Consider the following 18,045-nt stretch of genomic DNA (forward strand, 5'->3'; position numbering starts at 1 on the left):
TCAGGCCGCTCTCAGCACGGGGCGGGTGAGGCAGGTCGGGCCGCCCTCGCAGGCGATGCAGAGCGCGTCGGCCTCGAAGGTCTCGACCTCACAGCCCTCGGCTTCCATCGCCGCCTTGGTCAGCGGGAAGCCGTCGACCATGATCACCTTCCTGGGCGAGGTCGGCAGCACATTGAGGTTGAGGCCGTTCGAGGCGGCGAATTCTTCAGCGGGTGCGACGATGAGCTTGATGCCGCGTTCGCGGAGCAGCTGGTAGAAGGCCGCCGGCAGCAGCGGCGCATGGACGAGCGCCAGATCGTCCGCCAGCGGCGAGATCACGCTCATCAGATGCAGGCAGGCTTCCTCGCCATGCCAGAGCGGCAGGTCGAAGCCAAGCACGGTGACGCCGAGCGGCTTGAGGATCTCGGCCATCTGCTCGATGCCGGCCTGGTTGGAGCGGACGCCGCGGCCGATGGCCAGCGTCGTCGCATCGACCCAGACGCAATCACCGCCCTCGATCGTGCCCGGCGCCGTGATGCGGCCGAGAATCGGGATGCCGGCCGCCTTGTAGGCTTCTTCGTGAAGATTACCCTCGGCGACGCGCAGGCGCTTGCCCATATTGAGAATGATGGCGCCCTTGTCGGTCATCAGCGACGGGTCGTGGGTGAACATCGAATCGGCGAGGCCGTCGCCCTTGTCTTCCAGCCACAGGATTTCGGAGCCGGACTTTTCGACAAGTGCGGCGAACTTCCTGTACTGGGCGACAGCTTTCTTGCCGTCGAAGGTCGGGCCATAGTGCCACTCGGCCGCATCGGCCCCTTCGAGGCTCGGGCCGGGGCGCCGCATCAACACGCGCGCAAGCCGGGCGGACATCGCCTGGGAACCGTAGGCAGCCATTCATCACTCCATGGATTTCACCGGGCCGCGGCCATGCGGCACGCCAGTATGTCAGATTTGTTCATTATACACTTGAATAATTTAAGGACAAGTGATTTACTGATTTTTAACAGGACGGAAGAGGCCAGTTGCTTCCGTCCCGAAAACGAAAAAACTGGGGAACAAGAAGAACACGGACGCCCAACAGAGTCCGGTATTGGCGGTATTCATGAATGAGTCTGCGGAAGCGATTCAAGTCGTTGACCTGCACAAGAAATTTGGCCCGCTGGAAGTCCTCAGGGGCGTCTCGCTCAACGCCCGGCAGGGCGATGTGATCGCCATCATCGGCGGTTCCGGGTCTGGTAAATCCACCTTCCTGCGCTGTATCAACATGCTGGAGCTGCCAAGCGCCGGCACGATCTCCATCCACGGCGAAACGATCGAGATGAAGAAGGACGGCCATGGCGGCCTGATGCCTTCCAATCGCAAACAGGTGCAACGCATCCGCGCCCAGCTCGCCATGGTATTCCAGAGCTTCAATCTCTGGCAGCACATGACCGTGCTGCAGAATGTCATCGAGGCGCCGATCCATGTGCTGGGCGTGAAGAAGGACGAGGCGGTCGCCCGGGCCGAGACGATCCTCAAGCGCGTCGGGCTCTACGAAAAGCGCGACGTCTATCCTGCCTTCATGTCGGGTGGGCAGCAGCAGCGCGCGGCCATCGCCCGAGCGCTGGCTGTCGATCCGCTCGCCATGCTGTTCGACGAGCCGACCTCCGCGCTCGATCCGGAACTTGTCGGCGAAGTGCTCGCCGTCATCGGCGACCTCGCCAAGGAACACCGCACGATGATCCTCGTCACGCATGAGATGAAGTTCGCCCGCAACGTCGCGAGCCATGTCGTCTATCTACGCCAGGGCATCATCGAGGAACAGGGGCCGCCGGAACAGCTCTTCGGCAACCCCCAATCCGAGCACCTCAAGCGGTTCATCAGCTCGGTCCACTAGGGTCAGTATCCTGACCCCACCATAAGCCTGCCAACAAACCAAGAATTGGGAGAATATTGATGAAGAACGGTTTGAAAGTCGCGGCCCTCGCTCTGGCGATCGGCCTCACCGGCGCTGCTTCGGCCACGGCCGAGCAGGTCAAGCTCGGTTTCGCCGCAGAGCCCTATCCGCCTTTCACCTCGCTTGACGCCTCCGGCAAGTGGGTCGGCTGGGAAGTCGAATTCGCCGAGGCCGTCTGCAAGGAAGCCAAGCTCGATTGCGTGATTACCCCCGTCGCCTGGGACGGCATCATTCCGGCGCTCACCACCAAGAAGATCGACATGATCGTCGGCTCGATGTCCGTCACCGAAGAGCGCAAGAAGACGATCGACTTCACCGACAAATATTATGACACGCCGACCGGCATCATCGGCGCCAAGGACCAGAAGTTCGACGCGACGCCGGCAAGCCTTGCCGGCAAGATCATCGGCCTGCAGGTTTCCACCGTCCATGCCGACTATGCCAAGAAGCATTTCACCGAAGCCGCTGAAATCAAGGAATACCAGACGCAGGACGAAGCCAACCAGGACCTCGCTGCCGGCCGTGTCGATGCCGTGCAGGCTGACGCCATCGCGCTCGACGCCTTCCTGAAGTCCGAAGCCGGCGCCTGCTGCGAGCACAAGGGCAATGTCGAAAACGACACGGCGATCCTCGGCCTCGGCGTCGGCATCGGCGTGCGCAAGGAAGACACCGCGCTCAAGGACAAGCTAAACGCCGCCATCAAGGCGATCCGCGCCAATGGCACCTATGACACGTTCTCGAAGAAGTATTTCGACTTCGACATCTACGGCGGCTGATGCCTCCTGACGTCCCGGCGCGCAGCTTCGGTTGCGCGCCCTTCGATGCCACCTAGCGGACGGACAGGTTGATGGATGCGCTGCTAACCTCCCTTGGTCTCGATGTGCTGACCTACGCGCCGCCCGGCTGGGGCGGGGTACTGCTGGCAGGCTTCATCAACTCGGTCTATATCGCCGTGGGCGCCTATACGCTCGGCATGATCATCGGCATAGCCGGCGCCTGCGGCAAGCTCTATGGCGGCCTCGTGACCCGCGACCTGCTCGAGGTCTATACGACCGTCGTGCGGGCTGTGCCGGAGCTGGTTCTCATCCTCATCCTCTATTATGCCGGCACCGACGGCATCAACCGCCTGCTGGCACTCGGGGGCTACGGCCCCATCGACATCAGTGGCCTGGTTGCCGGTATCGTCGTTCTCGGTTTCGTGCTGGGCGCCTATCTCACGGAAGTCATTCGCGGCGCGATCAAGGCCGTGCCGCCGGGCGAGATCGAAGCGGGTCGCTCCTATGGCATGGGTCCGCTCATGATCTTCCGCCGGATCATCTTCCCGGCCATGCTGCCGCACGCGCTGCCGGGGCTCGGCAATTACTGGCTGACGACGACCAAGGACACCGCACTGCTCGCCGTCGTCGGATTTACCGAGCTGACGCTCGCCACCCGCCAGGCAGCCGGTGCCTCGAAGCACTACATGACCTTCTTCCTCGCGGCCGGCGTGATCTATCTCGCGCTGTCGATCGTCTCCGGCATCATCATCAAGCTGATTGAATCGCGCTATCGCCGCGGCATGGCGGGGCACGCGTGATGAGCAACACGACCGCAGCCGCATCGCCTGCTCCGACGCCTCCCGCCAAACGGGTCAACTGGTTCCTGCCGCATCGCATCGCGCTGATCGTGATCTTCGCCGTCCTGGTGATCTTCATCGCAACGACCATGCGCTGGGACTGGATTCCGCAATATTCAGGCCAGCTCCTGGTCGGCATCTGGCGCACGCTCCTGCTGCTCTTCTCGAGCGCCATCGTCGGCTTTATCTTCGCGATCCCGCTCGGGTTGGCGCAGGTCACCGGTCCCAAGCCGCTCGGCTGGCTGGCTGCAGGCTTCTGCGGCATCATCCGCGGCACGCCGCTGCTGCTGCAGCTCTGGCTGCTCTATTACGGCCTCGGCTCCATCCTTGCCGCTAACCCGCAATTCCGGAAGGAATATCCAGAGCTCTTCTTCTATATCCGCCAAGCCTGGCCATACGGCTTCCTGGCGCTCATGATCTCCTTCGCCGCCTATGAGGGCGAAGTGATGCGTGGCGCCTTCAAGGGCGTGCCGCGCGGCGAACTCGAAGCCGCCAAGGCCTATGGCATGGGCCGCTGGACGATGTTCCGCCGCATCTGGCTGCCGCGCGCCATCCACCGCGCGCTGCCGACGCTGACCGGCGATACCGTGCTGCAACTGAAGTCGACGCCGCTGGTGGCGACGATAACTGTTGTCGATGCCTATGGCGTGATCTCGAAAGTGCGGCAGGCGACGTATCTCACCTATGAGCCGCTGTTGCTCTTGGCGCTGATTTACATGATACTGACAGGGATCATGGTTGTGGCGTTCCGGTATGTGGAGAATATGGTGCCGACGAAAAGGTAGGGCGGCTTTACCCCTCACCAACTTCGGCCAAGCGATCGGCTTCGCCTCTCGCGGCCTTCGTATCCTCTCCCACAAGGGGAGAGGTAGAGTGCCACAAGCTCGGCCCCATCTTGAGACATGGCTGCAGCCGCGGGTTTACCTCTCCCCTTGTGGAAGAGGATAGCAAGCCCACATGAGCCATAGGCGAATGTCTAGGCGCGCTTGGTGAGGGGTGAATCCCCCCATAAGGCAAGCGACCTACGCCTTCACCACCGGCATCGGCTTCACCACGCTCATCAGCGCCCCATAGGGCATCAGCAGCACCAGCGCAAAAAGCACCTTTACGCTGAGATCCCCAAGCGCCCACGAAATCCAGCGCGGCGCTTCGGCCGTCATCACACCGAGCACCGGCGCCATGCCGATCGCGAAGTCATCGTTCGGGCCGAGGAAAGAGAAGACCGGCGCGAAGGCGAAGGAGAAGAAGAGGACGGTATCGAGGATCGAGCCGAGCATGGAGCCGGCGAGCGGCGCCTGCCACCAGCTCTGGCGGCGAAGGCGGTTGAAGACCGAGATATCGAGCATTTGGCCGAGCAGGAAGGCGAGGCCCGAGGCAATGGCGATGCGCGGCTGCGACAGGTACCAGGAGAGCGCCACGCCGACCACGAAGCCTGCGATCACGACGATGCGGGCGTTGCGCGGGCCGTACTGGCGGTTTGCGAGGTCGGTCACCAGGAAGGCGAAGGGATAGGTGAAGGCGCCCCAGGTGAGCAGGTCACCGAGATTGATGGCGCCGAGCATACCCTGGACGGGAAATTGGACGAGGAAGTTCGAGGCGACGACGACAAGCGTCATCAGGGCCACGTAGACAAGGGTATAGCGCTGGGTCAGCATTTTTTTATCCTGGGTGATGCCACCAGTTGGAGTTCGATGTCTGCGAGCCGGCCGGGTGCCAAGCCCACAATAAACGACAAAAGGCCTGAACGGTCGCCCGGTCAAGCCTCAGTCGGATAAGGCGTTGCCTTTGATCAGGCAGCCTGCTTCTTGGCGATCTGGCGCTTCAGCAGACGCGCGCGGATCGAAAGCTCACCTTCATTCGCCTTGGCGAGGAAGGCATCGAGGCCACCGCGATGCTCGACCGAGCGGAGCGCATGCGCCGAAACGCGCAGACGGAAACGCTGGCCGAGAGCGTCGGAGATCAGCGTCACCTGGCACAGGTTCGGCAGATAGCGACGCTTGGTCTTGTTGTTCGCATGGCTGACATTGTTTCCAACCAGGACGGCCTTGCCGGTCAGTTCGCAAACACGGGACATGTGATCACCTATTCTCTTATCCGGCCGGACAAACTAAAACGGACCCGAAATTCGGGCCCGCGTGCCGCTGGCCTGTTCTGAAGTTGCGGTTCCATAGTTGGCGAGGCTGGGCCTGTCAAGACAATCCTTGGAATTGGCGGAAATTTCTGACAGGTTTGACCCTCGGGTATGGCCCGCAGAAAAAACACAAAGAGTTCCTAAGGGCAAGGTCATCAGTGCGTATGGCGTCTTCATGATGAGAGTCCGCTTCATCTCCCTTATCGCCGTTCTCGGGCTGCTTGCGCCGTTGCCGGGGCAGGCCGAGCCTTTGCGCCATCGCGCAGATTTCGACATCCAGCTCGCCGGACTGCCCTTCGCCCGGGCAAGCTTCAAATCGTTTCGCGACGACAACCTCTATGAGATAGAGGTGAATTTCGAATCATCAGGCGTCGGAGAGGTCGTCAACGACATGACCGCGGAACTCGTCTCGACCGGCGTGATCGCCGAGAGCGGGCTGCAATCCCAGCGCTACTATATGCAATACCGCAAGGGCGACCGCCATCGCCGCTACGAGGCGGATTTCAAGGACGGCGACGTGGTGGCCACCCGCATCGAGCCGCCGCGCGACCGCTCGAAGCAGCGCAACTGGATCCCGGTGACCGAGGACGATCTGAAATCCGTCACCGACCCGCTCGCGGGGCTGATCCAGCCGGTCTCGGTCGGCGACCCCTGCAAGCCGGTGATCCCGGTCTATGACGGCGAGACGCGGCTCGATATCAATCTCGACCACAAGCGCGAAGAGAATTTCAAGACCAATGGTTTCGACGGCACGGTGATCGTCTGCGCCATGCGCTATGTTCCGCTCGCCGGCTATCGCAAGGGCAGCCGCGAGGCCGAGTTCCTCAAGCGGCTGAAGCGCATGGAAATCTGGTTTGCGAAATCGGACCGGATGAATGTATATGCACCGGTATTCTTTTCCGTCCCGACGAAGTTTGGCACGCTGACGATGAAGGCCACGCGGTTCGACGGATAATCGTCCGGAGGATTTCAGCGTGAAATTGCGTGCGACATTGATCGGCTTTTCGGCCTGCCTGATGTGGGCGCTGCTGGCGCTGTTCACCGCCGCATCGGGCAAAATGCCACCGTTCCAGCTCAATGCCGTCTGCTTCGCGATCGGCGCGCTGCCAGGTGTCCTGCTGTTCATTCTGAAGCCGGAGCGCCTCAGAAATCTCCGGCAGCCGCTGGGCGCCTGGGCGACCGGCATTCTCGGCCTCTTCGGCTACCACTTTCTCTACTTCACCGCGCTGCGCAACGCGCCCGCCGCCGAGGCGAGCATGATCGCCTATCTCTGGCCGCTCTTCATCGTGCTTGGCTCGTCGATGCTGCCGGGCGAAAAGCTCAAGCTGGTCCATATCCTTGGTGCGCTGATCGGCTTTGCCGGCGCGGCGCTTATCGTCTCGGCAAGGACGGGTGGCACGGAAGCCTTCTCTGCGGCGCAGAGCTATATGGGCTATGCCGCGGCGCTGGCCTGCGCATTCACCTGGTCGGGTTATTCGCTCTTGAGCCGGCGTTTCGGCGAGGTACCGACCGATGTCGTGACCGCCTTCTGCATCGCGACGTCGATCCTGTCGGCAATCTGCCATGTCTTTCTGGAAACGACCGTCTGGCCGGAATCGTCGAGCCAATGGCTCGCCATCGCTGGCCTCGGCATCTTCCCCGTCGGGCTCGCCTTCTATGCCTGGGACTATGGCGTCAAGAACGGCGATATCCAACTGCTCGGGATCGCCAGCTATGCCTCGCCGGTGCTCTCGACGCTCGTGCTGATCGCCGCCGGCTTCGCCGAACCGAGCTGGCAGGTGCTCACGGCCTGCGTGCTGGTGCCCGGCGGCGCGCTGCTTGCCGTCTCGAGCACGATCTTCGGGAAAAAGAAGGCGGCATGACGCCCCTCTTCGGTACACCCGTCTTCCGATTCGCCCCGAGCCCGAATGGCGAGCTCCATCTCGGCCATGCGCTGTCGGCGATCCTGAATTTCGACATGGCGCGCGAAGCGGGGGGCCGCTTCCTGCTGCGGATCGAGGATATCGATCCTGCCCGCTGCCGGCCGGAATATGAGGCACAGATCTATGAGGATTTACGTTGGCTGGGCCTCGATTGGGAAGAGCCGGTGCGGCGGCAATCCGAGCATGTGGCGGAGTACCAGACAGCGCTGGATGGTTTGAAGGCGCGCGGGCTGGTTTATCCGGCCTTTCTGTCGCGCGCCGAGGTTAAGGCGCATGTGACGGACTATGAGAAGAATTGCGGCCGGTGGAAATATGATCCTGATGGGACGCCGCATTATCCGACGTTTGAGCGCAACCTCGATCCGGATGAGGCGGCCCGGAGAATCGCGCGCGGCGATCGGCATATGTGGCGGCTGAATGTGGAGAAAGCGGTGGCGGTGCGAGCAGACCCGCTTACCCCCCTCTGGCCTGCCGGCCATCTCCCCCTCAAGGGGGGAGATCCGATGGAGCACTCGCCGGCGACTCATCAAACACCGCCACTAGATCAACAGTCTTTGGAGGACGGTGCGTTTGCCTCTAGCGAATCTCCCCCCTTGAGGGGGAGATGGCCGGCAGGCCAGAGGGGGGCATCTTCTCAAGAACTGAGTTGGACCGAAACGAACAGCGGCACCCCTCACCCGACGCCCGCCAACCCTGCCGTCTGGGGCGATGTCGTGCTGTGGCGCTGGGATGCGCCCTCGAGCTATCATCTCTCCGTCGTGCTGGACGATGCCCTGCAGAGCGTGACCCATGTCGTGCGCGGCATGGACCTGTTCCACGCCACCCATGTCCACCGCCTGCTGCAGGAATTGCTCGGCCTGCCCGCCCCCATCTACCACCATCACCCTCTCATCAAGGACGAGACCGGCCAGAAGCTCGCAAAGAGCATCGCCTCGACGGGTCTCAGGGCTCTGCGCGAGGCCGGCGAGACGCCATCAGGGATCCGTGACCGGCTCGGTCTCCCGCTCGCGTGAGCGGGCGATGAGCTCGCGCACCCTGTATTTGAGCAGCGCTGCGTTGATTTCGGCGCCGAGAATGAAGATCACGCCGGTCATGTAGAGGAAGACCAGCGCGATCATGATCGAGGCCAGGCCGGCATAGGTCGCGGCGTAGTTGGCGAAGGTCGAGATGTAGTAGCCGAAGCCATAGGCCCCGGTTGCCCAGGCGATCATGGTCAGAACGATGCCGGGCACGACATCGAGAAAGCGCCGTCGACCGGCTGGCAGATAGAGATGACACACGAGCAGAGCGATGGTCACGGTGGCGACCGCGCCCCAGCTCGACCAATTGTCGACCACGGTGAGCAGGTCGGTCGCCCAGGGAACCCAGCGGCCGGCATAACGCAGCGCGAGCGGCGCTGCGACGAGAAAGATCGACAACATCACCAGGGCCAGCACCGCCGCGAGGACATAGCCGAGACTGATCGGGCGGGTGATGTACCACGGCCGCGGCTCCACCACGCGATAGGCGCGGTTGAGCGAGATGCGCAGTGCCTCGACGCCGTTCGAAGCGAAGTAGAAGGCGGCGAGCACCGAGATCGTCAGCAACCCGCCGCGCGGGATTGTCAGGACCTGGGTCACTTCCCGCGCGATCGGATCGGCGATCGTCGCCGGCAGATTGTCGAAGATGAGATGAACCGCCGTTTCGGAAAACTGATCTGCACCGAGGAAGGTCGCAAGCGTCGTGCCGAAAATCAGGAAGGGGAAGATCGCAAGCAGGATTGAGAGCGCGACATGGCTCGCCATGGCCCAGCCGTCATCCTCGGTGAAATGCCAGAAGGCATCGAAGCCCACCTTCCACGTGATACGGACAAAGCCCGGCATTCCACCTCGCTGAAGCTATTCCCGGTATAACGCGCGAAAGGTCGCATCTGTTTGCCGGCATTGGCAGTCTTAGCCGAATATGGGAAACAAAGCGTCGTTTGTACAGAAAGCAGCGGCAAATGGATCAGCGACCCACGATCATCGTCACCGGCGCCTCGTCGGGCATCGGCGCGCACGCAGCCCGCGCGCTCAAGGCCGATGGCTGGCGGGTCTTCGCCTCGGTGCGCCGCGAGGAGGACCGGGCGCCGCTCGAGGCCGAAGGTATCGAGACTTTCCTGATGGACTACACCGACACCGCCTCGATCCATGCGCTCGCCGACGCGGTGCTGGAGCGAACAGGCGGCCGGCTCGACGCGCTCTACAACAATGGCGCCTATGGCCAGCCAGGTGCGGTGGAGGATCTGACCACCGACGTTCTCCGGCTGCAGTTCGAGACCAATTTCTTCGGGTGGCACGAGCTGACGCGGCGGGTGATCCCGGTGATGCGGGCACAAGGCAAGGGCCGGATCGTCAATTGCTCATCCATCCTGGGCCTCGTTCCGTACAAATGGAGAGGCGCATACAATGCCTCCAAATATGCGTTGGAGGGATTGACCGTGACGATGATGATGGAGCTCAAGGGCACCGGTATCCATGTCAGCCTGATCGAACCGGGGCCGATCCGTTCGAGCTTCATTGCCAATGCGTTGAAAGCCGCCGAGGCCAATATCGACCTCGAAAATACCGCGCACAGGCAGGAATACCAGCGCCAGCTCAAGCGGCTGCGCGGTGAGCTTGCGGGCGCCAAGGGCAAGCTCGGGCCGGAGGCGGTCTATGATGTGCTGCGCCATGCCTTGACGTCGCCCTCCCCCAAACCCCATTATATCGTCACGAAACCCGCCAAACGCGGCGTGCTGCTCAAGCGGCTCCTTCCTTCCGGCCTCTTCTACAAGATCCTCGGAAAGCTGGGCTGAGCGGTCTATCAACGGACAAGTCCCATGGGCACAGTTACCTATTTCCTCGCGATCGTGGTGATGTTCGCCGTCGCCGTCGTGCTGGTGCGCGGCCTCATTCACATGCTGCGCGGTGGTTCCGGCAACACATCGAACAAGCTGATGCAGGCGCGCGTCATCCTGCAGGCCGTCGCCGTGGCGCTGATCATGCTGACCCTCTGGCTGACCGGTGGCGGGCGTCCCGCCTGATATGGTCAAGCTGAACAAGATCTACACCAAGACGGGCGATGGTGGCACGACGGGCCTCGCGGCCGGCCCGCGCCGTTCCAAGGCCGATCTCAGGATCGAGAGTTTTGGCGCTGTCGACGAGGCCAATGCGGCGCTCGGCCTCGCCATGCTGCATATCGGCGACCAGGCGCAACTGGGTGAGATGCTGATCCGCATCCAGAACGACCTCTTCGATCTTGGGGCCGATCTCGCCACGCCCGACACCGGCGAGACGCCGGAATGGGAACCGCTCAGGATCGTCGAGTCGCAGGTCGAGCGGCTGGAACGCGAGATTGACTTTCTCAACACCGAACTCTCCCCGCTCAATTCCTTCATCCTGCCGGGTGGCTCGGCCCTATCCGCCTATCTTCACCTGGCCCGGACGATTTCACGCCGCGCCGAGCGGCTGATGGTGGCGCTCAAGGAGAAGGATGGCGAGATCGTCAGCACGGCGGCGCTGAAATATGTCAACCGGCTCTCGGATTTCCTCTTCGTCGCGGCAAGATATGCCAACGACAAGGGGAAGGCGGATGTGTTGTGGGTGCCGGGGAAGAACCGCTGAACCTTCTCAGATAGTTTCCCCTCCCCACAAGGCGGAGGGGCTTCTCGGCGACACCGCATTCCTGCCCAACACCTTGATGCCTAAGGAGACGTTGCTGTTTTTTAGAGGCAGCGCGGCAAGTTGAGCCCCTCCCCCTTGTGGGGAGGGGTTGGGGAGGGGTAACAATTTCTCTGACAGGCCCACCGGGAGATCCAGCGCAGATGTTCGTGCCGCTCTATGACGTGAATGCGCTGAAACACATCAAGCTTCAATATGTCACGCTCTCGCTGATCGCTGTTAACACGATCATCTGGCTGATCACGGGTTTGGCCGGCAGCGACGAATTCTCCGGTCGAGCCGCTATGGGGCTGGGCTATATCCCGGCGCTGATCTTTGACGACAGGTTTCTCGATCCGTCGCTCTATCTCATCCCCAAGGACTGGAGCTATCTCACCTATGCCTTCCTGCACGGCGATTTCTGGCATCTCGCCGGCAATATGCTGTTCCTCTGGGTCTTCGGCGACAATGTCGAGGACGCGATGGGACACATCAAGTTCCTGATCTTCTACCTGCTCTGTGCCGTCGCCGCTGCCTGGTTCCACGGCTTCCTCGATCCGCATTCGACCGGCCCGCTGATCGGCGCGTCGGGCGCGATCTCCGGTGTCGTCGCCTCCTATTTCCTGCTTCATCCCAAGGTCCGGGTCTGGGTGCTGATCCTGTGGAAGGTTCCCTTGCCGGTTCCGGCCTTCATTCCGCTGATCCTCTGGATCCTGCAGCAATTCTTCATGCTGCTCGTCGACAAGGATGGCAATGTGTCCTGGGCGGCGCATGCCGGCGGCATCGTCGCCGGGCTGGTGCTGACGCCGCTGCTCAAGCGCTGGACCGTGCCGCTCTTCGACCGCACGATCGTCTCGCCGAAAGCGGTCGAGCATAAGGAGACCCCGCCGGCGGCGACCGAAGAGGCACAAAAAACAACGCCTCATTGGGGTCGTTAAAATCGATTGAAGGCATTGTCGCGAATGTTGACCTGACAAGGGTCGCTCTATATTCCGGTTGCGACACCGCCAAAGGCCGAAAAATCACCCACCGATGGCGAGATTGGCGCATCTGGATGCCGCCAACAGACAATAGGAAAGGGCGCAGATAGCGCATTTTCCCGCCAGACTCTTTTTAGGGCCAGATTCTTTTAGGAAGGACCTCCATGAAAATCCTCGTCACCGTGAAGCGGGTGGTGGACTATAACGTCAAGATCCGCGTGAAGCCGGATGGCTCGGGCGTCGAGCTTGCCAATGTGAAGATGTCGATGAACCCGTTCGACGAAATCTCGGTCGAGGAGGCCCTGCGTCTCAAGGAAGCCGGCAAGGCTGAGGAAGTCATCGTGGTGTCCGTCGGTCCGGCCAAGGCCGAAGAGACGCTGCGCACCGCGCTCGCCATGGGCGCCGACCGCGCGATCCTGGTCGAGACCGACGAACTGGTCGAGCCGCTCGCGGTCGCCAAGATCGTCAAGGGCGTCGCCGAGGCCGAACAGCCGGGCCTCGTCATCGTCGGCAAGCAGGCGATCGACGACGATTCCAACCAGACCGGCCAGATGCTGTCGGCCCTGCTCGGCTGGCCGCAGGCGACGTTCGCTTCCAAGGTCGTCATCAAGGACGGCAATGCCGACATCACCCGCGAAGTCGATGGCGGTCTCCAGACCATCAATGTCAAGCTGCCGGCCGTGGTGACCTCGGACCTCCGCCTCAACGAGCCGCGCTATGCCTCGCTGCCGAACATCATGAAGGCGAAGAAGAAGCCGCTCGACAAGAAGACGCCCGCCGACTACGGCGTCGACGTCACCCCGCGCCTCAAGGTCGTCAAGACCGAGGAGCCTTCGGGCCGCAAGGCTGGCGTCAAGGTCAAGTCCGTGGCTGAGCTGGTCTCGAGCCTCAAGGCCGCTGGCGTCATCTAAATCGCACAGCAAGGGAAAAGGAAAACAACAATGGCTATTCTTCTTGTTGCCGATCACGACAACGCCACCCTCTCCGACCAGACCAACAAGGCACTGACCGCCGCCAGCCAGATCGGCGGCGACGTGCATGTGCTGGTCGCCGGCAAGGGCGCCAAGGCTGCGGCCGATGCGGCTGCCAAGCTCTCCGGCGTCTCCAAAGTGCTCCTCGCCGATGGCGATGATTATGCGCATTCGCTGGCCGAACCGCTGGCTGCGCTGATCGTCAGCCTCGCTGGTTCCTATGACACGATCCTCACCGCAGCGACCGTTTCGGGCAAGAACGTGATGCCGCGCGTCGCCGCCCTCCTCGATGTCGTGCAGATCTCCGAGATCACCGATGTCATCTCGGCCGATACGTTCAAGCGCCCGATCTATGCCGGCAACGCGATCCAGACCGTGCAATCGACGGATGCCAAGAAGGTGATCACGGTCCGCACGGCCTCCTTCGCGTCTGCGGCTGAAGGCGGTTCGGCCTCGGTCGAGACGATCGCCGGCGCCGGCAATCCTGGCATTTCCAGCCATGTCGGCGATGCGATCGCTTCGTCGGATCGTCCGGAGCTGACCTCGGCCAAGATCATCATCTCGGGTGGCCGCGCACTCGGTTCGGCCGAGAAGTTCAAGGAAGTCATCCTGCCCGTCGCCGACAAGCTCGGTGCCGCGGTCGGTGCCTCCCGCGCGGCCGTCGATGCCGGCTACGCCCCGAACGACTGGCAGGTCGGCCAGACCGGCAAGGTCGTCGCCCCGCAGCTCTACATCGCCTGCGGCATCTCGGGCGCGATCCAGCATCTCGCCGGCATGAAGGATTCGAAGGTCATCGTCGCGATCAACAAGGACGAGGAAGCCCCGATCTTCCAGGTCGCCGACTTCGGCCTCGTCGGCGATCTCTTCGAGATCCTGCCGGAGCTCGAAAAGGCGCTCTGAGCCGCGCATAAGGCCTGAAACATCAAACCCCGGCGGAGCGATCCGCCGGGGTTTTTGTTTGTGTGACGATCAGGTCGCAGAGCGTCCGTCGGGATATTCGGCAGGGCCCTTGAGTTCGAGCTTGTTGCCGAAGGGATCGAAGAAATAGAAGGAATGGCCCATTCCGCGGGCACCGCCGTGGAAGGCCTCACGGTCGATCTTGACACCATGCGCCTCGAGATGCGCGCGCACCTTGTCGTGATCGAGGGGCGTTGTGGCAATGCAGACATGGTCGACATTGCGTCCGCCCGCGACCGGCGGGATGGCGCTCTTCGCGCCGTGATGGGTGATGTCCCAGAGGACGATGAGGGCGGAGCCGCACCAGACCTGCTCCATGCCCAAAGCCGGATAGGAATAGCCGATCGTGGCGCCCAGCACGTTGCCGTAGAAATCGAGAGCTTTCCGCATGTCGTCGACGAGGAAGACGACATGATCGAGGCCGACGAGCGAGAAGGGTGGAGCGGAATTCATGGGCTGCCTGTCCGGTGATTGGATGCGGGCGGCAGGTTAGCGAAGGTGGTGGGTGGTGGCTAGTCGGAGATAGGCTTGCATCCCAACCTCATGAGGGCCGAGCTCGCGAATACCTCCCAGTCTGCCCTCCCCTCGCCCGCGGGGCAGAGGAATTGCATCTGGATTTTTTTCGAGGCGAGCGGTCGCCCCGCTTCTCCCCAGCGGGAGAAGGTGGCCCGAAGGGCCGGATGAGGGGTTCCCTCAACGTCGATTATGGCTCTGGGAACCCCTTATCGACTCGCATTCGCTCGGCCCTTCTCCCCAAGGGGAGAAGTGGGGCGCCCCCGGAGTCGTCATCAAATCCCGTTGGCAGCCTTGTCCCTGAGCAGCGTCTCGGCAATCGCCGCTGCGGCCGCGACATGCGCACGACAGGCTTCAGCCGCAGCATCGGGGTCGTTACGCTCGATGGCAGCAAAGATCTTGCGGATCTGGGCAGGGCCTGATGTCGTTCGGTTGGTGGTGGAGAGCGTCATAACCCTCAGCCGCGAGATGCGACCGTTGAGCCGGCTAACGATTTCCCAGGCGATATTGTGGCCGCTGGCCGCGAAGATCGTGCCGTAGAAATCGGTGGTCGCGTCGAGGATACCCGGGGGCGAGTCCTGCTTGGAGGTGCGGTCGAGTTCGTCGAGCGCCTTCCTCAGCTTGGCCTTGATTCTGTCGTCGGCGACGCGGGCGCAATCGGCGACGGCGGTCGATTCGAGCGCGGCGCGGATGTCATAGATCTGGCGTGCGTCGTCCCAGTTGAGCCGGGCGACGATCGGTCCCTGCTTGGCCAGCATTTCCACCAACCCTTCCGCCTCGAGATGACGGATCACCTCGCGGATCACCGAGCGGGATACGCCGAGCTGATCGCAGAGCGTGCGCTCCACCAGCCGCTCCCCCGGTTCGAACAAGCCGCTGATGATCGCGCGGCGCATGCGATCGAGCGCCATTTCGCGAAGCGTCACGGGCTGGGTTTCGATGCGGAGGGCCGCGAGATTCTCGGCAGTCTTGGTCATGCTTACCCTGTAGCCGCAAAAAAACTTTCGCACAAGGTCTTGACACTCGGTCTTATGGTATACCAACATATGACAAGACAAATTGACCGGAGAAATGCCGTGGTCGCGACCATTCGCAAAACCCTGCTGCATGTGGAGACCACGCTGATCGAAGGCGGACGGCAAGCGCCGACGCCGCTGAAGCTGATCGCGGCGATGGCGGTGGTGAAGAATCCCTGGGCAGGGCGCGGTTTCGTTGAGGACCTCAAGCCGGAGATCCATGCGGTCGCGCCCATACTGGGCGAGTTGCTGACGAAGATGATTATCGAGACAGCTGGCTCGGGTGGGGCGGTGGAAGCCTATGGCAAGGCGGCCGTGGTCGGTCTCGATGGCGAGATCGAACATGCCTCGGCCCTGATCCACACGCTGCGCTTCGGCAATCACTACCGCACTGCCGTCGGGGCAAAATCCTATCTCGCCTTCTGCAACACGCGCGGTCCGGCCAATGCGCCGATCATGATCCCGCTGATGGACAAGAACGACGAGGGCCGCCGCTCGCATTACCTGACGATCCAATGCGCCATTCCGGATGCACCGGCTGCCGACGAGATCGTCGTGGCACTCGGCGCATCGATCGGCGGCCGACCGCATCACCGTATCGGCGACCGCTACCAGGACCTCAAGGATTTGGGCCACGATGTTGCAAACCCTGCAGCGGTCTAAGACGCCGTCAGGCGCCGCCTATCTCGACCGTGGTCGCGGCGACGAAACCGTCGTCCTGATCCACGGCGTGGGGATGCGGATCGAGGCCTGGGCGCCGCAGATCGAGCGGCTGGCGGAGGATTTCCGCGTCGTCGCCGTCGATCTACCGGGCCATGGCTTCTCGGCGCCGCTCGGGCAGCCGCCGCAATTGCAGAATTTCGTAAGCTGGTTCGAGACGCTGCTCGACGAGCTCGATCTCGGACCGGTCAATGTCGCCGGCCATTCCATGGGCGCGCTGATCGCGACCGGGATCGTGGCGACGGCGCCCGAAAAGGTGAAGCGCGTCGCGCTGCTCAATGGCGTGCATCGCCGCAGCGCCGAGGCGAGGGCGGCCGTCGAGGCGCGCGCCGACGAAATCGTGACCGGCTGCTTCGACCGCGAAGCACCGCTGGGGCGCTGGTTCTCGGGTGCCGAGAAGGCAACCGGGGCCTATGCGCTGGTGCAAGAGCTGCTCGCGACGGTCGACGCCGAGGGCTATGCAGCGGCCTATCGCGCTTTTGCCACTGGCGATGCGGTCTATTCGGATTGCTGGCCGTCCGTCGGCTGCCCGGCGCTGTTTCTAACCGGCGACGGCGACCTGAATTCTACGCCTGACATGGCCCGCGAAATGGCCGCCGCGACGCCGCGCGGCAAGGCGGTGGTCATTGCCGGCCATCGTCACATGGTGAACCTCACCGCATCTGATCAAGTGAATGATGGGCTCTGCCGATGGCTGACCTCGGGAGGTGATGCATGACCTTTGATGCAAGAGCGCTGCGCGACGCCTTCGGTTCCTTCCTGACCGGCGTGACCGTGGTCACGACGCACAACGAAGACGGTGCACCGATCGGCTTCACCGCCAATTCGTTTACCAGCGTGTCGCTCGATCCGCCGCTGCTGCTCGTCTGCCTCGCCAAGACCTCGCGCAACTATGCGACGCTGACCGGTGCCAAGGGTTTTGGGGTCAACATCCTCGCTGAGGGTCAGAAAGATGTGTCCAACACCTTCGCCCGCCCGGTTGAGGATCGCTTTGCCGCCGTCGAATGGAAGAAGGGGCCGCATGGTTCGCCCGTCTTTGCCGATGTTGCGGCCTGGTTCGACTGCGCGATGCATGAGCTAATCGATGCGGGCGACCATGTGGTGCTGATCGGCCGGGTGGAAGCATTCGAGAACAGCGGCAAGACCGGGCTCGGCTATGCCCGCGGCGGTTATTTTACGCCGGCGCTGGCCGAGAAGAGCCTGCTCGCCAATGCGGATGGCAAGCTGCTGCTCGGCGCCGTGGCCGAGCGTGACGGCGAGATCCTGATGGTCGAGGATGGCAAGGGTGGCTGGACGCTGCCCTTTGTCGAGAAGGCCGAGAGCGAAGGCCTCGAGGCGCTGGAACGGCATATCACGGACAGCATCGGGCTGAGCCTGCAGCCGGGCTTGCTCTACTCCGTCTACGAGGACACCAAGACCGGCCGGCAGCATGTCGTCTATCGCGCGGCACTCGGCGAAGGCGTGCCGACGAGCGGTCGGTTCTTCCCGGTCCAGGCGCTCCCGCTGGCCGATATTCCGGATTCGGCGGTGCGCGATCTCGTCAAGCGCTATGGTGCCGAGAGCACGCTGGGCAATTTCGGCGTCTATGTCGGCAATCAGGAAAAGGGCCGCGTTCACGCCGTGGCCGCGAAAGGGTGATGCCC

At 62.6% G+C, this 18,045-nt stretch carries 22 protein-coding genes; 16 read left to right on the top strand and 6 right to left on the bottom strand.

Features of this window, described 5'->3' with window-relative positions; translation table 11 throughout:
* Nucleotides 1–876 carry a dimethylarginine dimethylaminohydrolase family protein gene (locus tag AC2YI2_RS23445; RefSeq protein WP_487388923.1) on the bottom strand — a complete coding sequence of 292 codons (876 nt, stop codon included), beginning with the start codon at nucleotides 874–876 and terminating at the stop codon, nucleotides 1–3.
* Nucleotides 877–1,084: 208 nt separating this feature from the next.
* Between AC2YI2_RS23445 and AC2YI2_RS23450 the strand changes: the two genes are divergently transcribed.
* The 4 genes from AC2YI2_RS23450 to AC2YI2_RS23465 all read left to right on the top strand — a co-directional run bounded on the left by AC2YI2_RS23450 (nucleotide 1,085) and on the right by AC2YI2_RS23465 (nucleotide 4,318).
* Nucleotides 1,085–1,858: an ABC transporter ATP-binding protein gene (locus tag AC2YI2_RS23450; RefSeq protein ID WP_487388924.1), complete on the top strand. Its 774-nt coding sequence runs from the start codon at nucleotides 1,085–1,087 to the stop codon at nucleotides 1,856–1,858.
* A 59-nt stretch (nucleotides 1,859–1,917) separates the two neighbouring features.
* A complete protein-coding gene (locus AC2YI2_RS23455) occupies nucleotides 1,918–2,694 on the top strand; it encodes a transporter substrate-binding domain-containing protein (RefSeq protein WP_487388925.1) in 777 nt (258 codons plus the stop codon).
* Between the two features lie 71 nt (nucleotides 2,695–2,765).
* Nucleotides 2,766–3,494 carry an ABC transporter permease gene (locus tag AC2YI2_RS23460; RefSeq protein WP_487388926.1) on the top strand — a complete coding sequence of 243 codons (729 nt, stop codon included), beginning with the start codon at nucleotides 2,766–2,768 and terminating at the stop codon, nucleotides 3,492–3,494.
* Complete coding sequence (locus AC2YI2_RS23465) at nucleotides 3,491–4,318, top strand: ABC transporter permease subunit (RefSeq protein ID WP_487388927.1); 828 nt, start codon at nucleotides 3,491–3,493, stop codon at nucleotides 4,316–4,318. Before AC2YI2_RS23460 ends, AC2YI2_RS23465 begins: the two co-directional genes overlap by 4 nt.
* A 237-nt stretch (nucleotides 4,319–4,555) precedes the next feature.
* On the opposite strand, the gene AC2YI2_RS23470 is transcribed toward AC2YI2_RS23465, so the two are convergent.
* Together AC2YI2_RS23470 and rpmB are read right to left on the bottom strand one after the other, a co-directional pair.
* Nucleotides 4,556–5,188: a VUT family protein gene (locus AC2YI2_RS23470; protein WP_487388928.1), complete on the bottom strand. Its 633-nt coding sequence runs from the start codon at nucleotides 5,186–5,188 to the stop codon at nucleotides 4,556–4,558.
* Between the two features lie 134 nt (nucleotides 5,189–5,322).
* The gene (gene rpmB, locus AC2YI2_RS23475) at nucleotides 5,323–5,607 is read right to left on the bottom strand and encodes a 50S ribosomal protein L28 (RefSeq protein WP_487388929.1); all 285 of its coding nucleotides are present in this window, start codon (nucleotides 5,605–5,607) and stop codon (nucleotides 5,323–5,325) included.
* A gap of 232 nt (nucleotides 5,608–5,839) precedes the next feature.
* On the opposite strand from rpmB, the gene AC2YI2_RS23480 reads away from it, so the two are divergent.
* Genes AC2YI2_RS23480 through AC2YI2_RS23490 form a run of 3 tightly spaced genes read left to right on the top strand, consistent with a single transcriptional unit; the run spans nucleotide 5,840 to nucleotide 8,599 of the window.
* Nucleotides 5,840–6,619, top strand: a complete 780-nt coding sequence (locus tag AC2YI2_RS23480) for a DUF3108 domain-containing protein (RefSeq protein WP_487388930.1) — start codon at nucleotides 5,840–5,842, stop codon at nucleotides 6,617–6,619.
* A gap of 19 nt (nucleotides 6,620–6,638) precedes the next feature.
* The gene (gene yddG, locus AC2YI2_RS23485; protein WP_487388931.1) at nucleotides 6,639–7,526 is read left to right on the top strand and encodes an aromatic amino acid exporter YddG; all 888 of its coding nucleotides are present in this window, start codon (nucleotides 6,639–6,641) and stop codon (nucleotides 7,524–7,526) included.
* Nucleotides 7,523–8,599, top strand: coding sequence for a glutamyl-Q tRNA(Asp) synthetase (locus AC2YI2_RS23490; protein ID WP_487388932.1), 1,077 nt, complete (start codon nucleotides 7,523–7,525; stop codon nucleotides 8,597–8,599). Before yddG ends, AC2YI2_RS23490 begins: the two co-directional genes overlap by 4 nt.
* Here AC2YI2_RS23490 and AC2YI2_RS23495 read toward each other — a convergent pair.
* Complete coding sequence (locus tag AC2YI2_RS23495) at nucleotides 8,561–9,448, bottom strand: YihY/virulence factor BrkB family protein (RefSeq protein WP_487388933.1); 888 nt, start codon at nucleotides 9,446–9,448, stop codon at nucleotides 8,561–8,563. The two genes, AC2YI2_RS23490 and AC2YI2_RS23495, sit on opposite strands and share 39 nt — an antisense overlap.
* A 119-nt stretch (nucleotides 9,449–9,567) precedes the next feature.
* On the opposite strand from AC2YI2_RS23495, the gene AC2YI2_RS23500 reads away from it, so the two are divergent.
* The 6 genes from AC2YI2_RS23500 (at nucleotide 9,568) to AC2YI2_RS23525 (ending at nucleotide 14,096) form a co-directional block, all read left to right on the top strand.
* Nucleotides 9,568–10,401, top strand: coding sequence for an SDR family oxidoreductase (locus AC2YI2_RS23500; protein WP_487388934.1), 834 nt, complete (start codon nucleotides 9,568–9,570; stop codon nucleotides 10,399–10,401).
* Between the two features lie 24 nt (nucleotides 10,402–10,425).
* A complete protein-coding gene (locus AC2YI2_RS23505) occupies nucleotides 10,426–10,629 on the top strand; it encodes a twin transmembrane helix small protein (RefSeq protein WP_487388935.1) in 204 nt (67 codons plus the stop codon).
* Nucleotide 10,630: 1 nt separating this feature from the next.
* Nucleotides 10,631–11,209 carry a cob(I)yrinic acid a,c-diamide adenosyltransferase gene (locus tag AC2YI2_RS23510; protein WP_487388936.1) on the top strand — a complete coding sequence of 193 codons (579 nt, stop codon included), beginning with the start codon at nucleotides 10,631–10,633 and terminating at the stop codon, nucleotides 11,207–11,209.
* A 200-nt stretch (nucleotides 11,210–11,409) separates the two neighbouring features.
* Nucleotides 11,410–12,183: a rhomboid family intramembrane serine protease gene (locus tag AC2YI2_RS23515; protein ID WP_487388937.1), complete on the top strand. Its 774-nt coding sequence runs from the start codon at nucleotides 11,410–11,412 to the stop codon at nucleotides 12,181–12,183.
* 206 nt (nucleotides 12,184–12,389) lie between these two features.
* On the top strand, nucleotides 12,390–13,136 hold the full coding sequence (locus tag AC2YI2_RS23520; protein ID WP_487388938.1) for an electron transfer flavoprotein subunit beta/FixA family protein: 747 nt from the start codon (nucleotides 12,390–12,392) through the stop codon (nucleotides 13,134–13,136).
* Between the two features lie 30 nt (nucleotides 13,137–13,166).
* Entirely contained in the window at nucleotides 13,167–14,096 is a 930-nt protein-coding gene (locus AC2YI2_RS23525) for an electron transfer flavoprotein subunit alpha/FixB family protein (protein WP_487388939.1), read from the top strand.
* Between the two features lie 69 nt (nucleotides 14,097–14,165).
* On the opposite strand, the gene AC2YI2_RS23530 is transcribed toward AC2YI2_RS23525, so the two are convergent.
* Together AC2YI2_RS23530 and AC2YI2_RS23535 are read right to left on the bottom strand one after the other, a co-directional pair.
* Complete coding sequence (locus AC2YI2_RS23530) at nucleotides 14,166–14,606, bottom strand: VOC family protein (RefSeq protein ID WP_487388940.1); 441 nt, start codon at nucleotides 14,604–14,606, stop codon at nucleotides 14,166–14,168.
* Nucleotides 14,607–14,941: 335 nt separating this feature from the next.
* Complete coding sequence (locus tag AC2YI2_RS23535) at nucleotides 14,942–15,643, bottom strand: GntR family transcriptional regulator (protein WP_487388941.1); 702 nt, start codon at nucleotides 15,641–15,643, stop codon at nucleotides 14,942–14,944.
* 99 nt (nucleotides 15,644–15,742) lie between these two features.
* On the opposite strand from AC2YI2_RS23535, the gene AC2YI2_RS23540 reads away from it, so the two are divergent.
* Genes AC2YI2_RS23540 through AC2YI2_RS23550 form a run of 3 tightly spaced genes read left to right on the top strand, consistent with a single transcriptional unit; the run spans nucleotide 15,743 to nucleotide 18,040 of the window.
* Entirely contained in the window at nucleotides 15,743–16,345 is a 603-nt protein-coding gene (locus AC2YI2_RS23540) for an amino acid synthesis family protein (RefSeq protein WP_487388942.1), read from the top strand.
* Entirely contained in the window at nucleotides 16,320–17,120 is an 801-nt protein-coding gene (locus tag AC2YI2_RS23545) for an alpha/beta fold hydrolase (protein ID WP_487388943.1), read from the top strand. The genes AC2YI2_RS23540 and AC2YI2_RS23545 overlap by 26 nt, the downstream gene beginning before the upstream one ends.
* A complete protein-coding gene (locus AC2YI2_RS23550; RefSeq protein WP_487388944.1) occupies nucleotides 17,117–18,040 on the top strand; it encodes a flavin reductase in 924 nt (307 codons plus the stop codon). The genes AC2YI2_RS23545 and AC2YI2_RS23550 overlap by 4 nt, the downstream gene beginning before the upstream one ends.
* Nucleotides 18,041–18,045 lie beyond the last annotated feature (5 nt).

It is taken from the genome of Rhizobium sp. SRI_017 (assembly GCF_057586295.1).

What these genes read in the sequence shown, in the direction of transcription:
- AC2YI2_RS23445 (WP_487388923.1), bottom strand. Translation starts at nt 876, where the DNA reads ATGGCTGCCTACGGTTCCCAGGCGATGTCCGCCCGGCTTGCGCGCGTG.
- AC2YI2_RS23450 (WP_487388924.1), top strand. Translation starts at nt 1,085, where the DNA reads ATGAATGAGTCTGCGGAAGCGATTCAAGTCGTTGACCTGCACAAGAAA.
- AC2YI2_RS23455 (WP_487388925.1), top strand. Translation starts at nt 1,918, where the DNA reads ATGAAGAACGGTTTGAAAGTCGCGGCCCTCGCTCTGGCGATCGGCCTC.
- AC2YI2_RS23460 (WP_487388926.1), top strand. Translation starts at nt 2,766, where the DNA reads ATGGATGCGCTGCTAACCTCCCTTGGTCTCGATGTGCTGACCTACGCG.
- AC2YI2_RS23470 (WP_487388928.1), bottom strand. Translation starts at nt 5,188, where the DNA reads ATGCTGACCCAGCGCTATACCCTTGTCTACGTGGCCCTGATGACGCTT.
- rpmB (WP_487388929.1), bottom strand. Translation starts at nt 5,607, where the DNA reads ATGTCCCGTGTTTGCGAACTGACCGGCAAGGCCGTCCTGGTTGGAAAC.
- AC2YI2_RS23480 (WP_487388930.1), top strand. Translation starts at nt 5,840, where the DNA reads ATGATGAGAGTCCGCTTCATCTCCCTTATCGCCGTTCTCGGGCTGCTT.
- AC2YI2_RS23490 (WP_487388932.1), top strand. Translation starts at nt 7,523, where the DNA reads ATGACGCCCCTCTTCGGTACACCCGTCTTCCGATTCGCCCCGAGCCCG.
- AC2YI2_RS23495 (WP_487388933.1), bottom strand. Translation starts at nt 9,448, where the DNA reads ATGCCGGGCTTTGTCCGTATCACGTGGAAGGTGGGCTTCGATGCCTTC.
- AC2YI2_RS23500 (WP_487388934.1), top strand. Translation starts at nt 9,568, where the DNA reads ATGGATCAGCGACCCACGATCATCGTCACCGGCGCCTCGTCGGGCATC.
- AC2YI2_RS23505 (WP_487388935.1), top strand. Translation starts at nt 10,426, where the DNA reads ATGGGCACAGTTACCTATTTCCTCGCGATCGTGGTGATGTTCGCCGTC.
- AC2YI2_RS23510 (WP_487388936.1), top strand. Translation starts at nt 10,631, where the DNA reads ATGGTCAAGCTGAACAAGATCTACACCAAGACGGGCGATGGTGGCACG.
- AC2YI2_RS23515 (WP_487388937.1), top strand. Translation starts at nt 11,410, where the DNA reads ATGTTCGTGCCGCTCTATGACGTGAATGCGCTGAAACACATCAAGCTT.
- AC2YI2_RS23520 (WP_487388938.1), top strand. Translation starts at nt 12,390, where the DNA reads ATGAAAATCCTCGTCACCGTGAAGCGGGTGGTGGACTATAACGTCAAG.
- AC2YI2_RS23525 (WP_487388939.1), top strand. Translation starts at nt 13,167, where the DNA reads ATGGCTATTCTTCTTGTTGCCGATCACGACAACGCCACCCTCTCCGAC.
- AC2YI2_RS23530 (WP_487388940.1), bottom strand. Translation starts at nt 14,606, where the DNA reads ATGAATTCCGCTCCACCCTTCTCGCTCGTCGGCCTCGATCATGTCGTC.
- AC2YI2_RS23535 (WP_487388941.1), bottom strand. Translation starts at nt 15,643, where the DNA reads ATGACCAAGACTGCCGAGAATCTCGCGGCCCTCCGCATCGAAACCCAG.
- AC2YI2_RS23545 (WP_487388943.1), top strand. Translation starts at nt 16,320, where the DNA reads ATGTTGCAAACCCTGCAGCGGTCTAAGACGCCGTCAGGCGCCGCCTAT.
- AC2YI2_RS23550 (WP_487388944.1), top strand. Translation starts at nt 17,117, where the DNA reads ATGACCTTTGATGCAAGAGCGCTGCGCGACGCCTTCGGTTCCTTCCTG.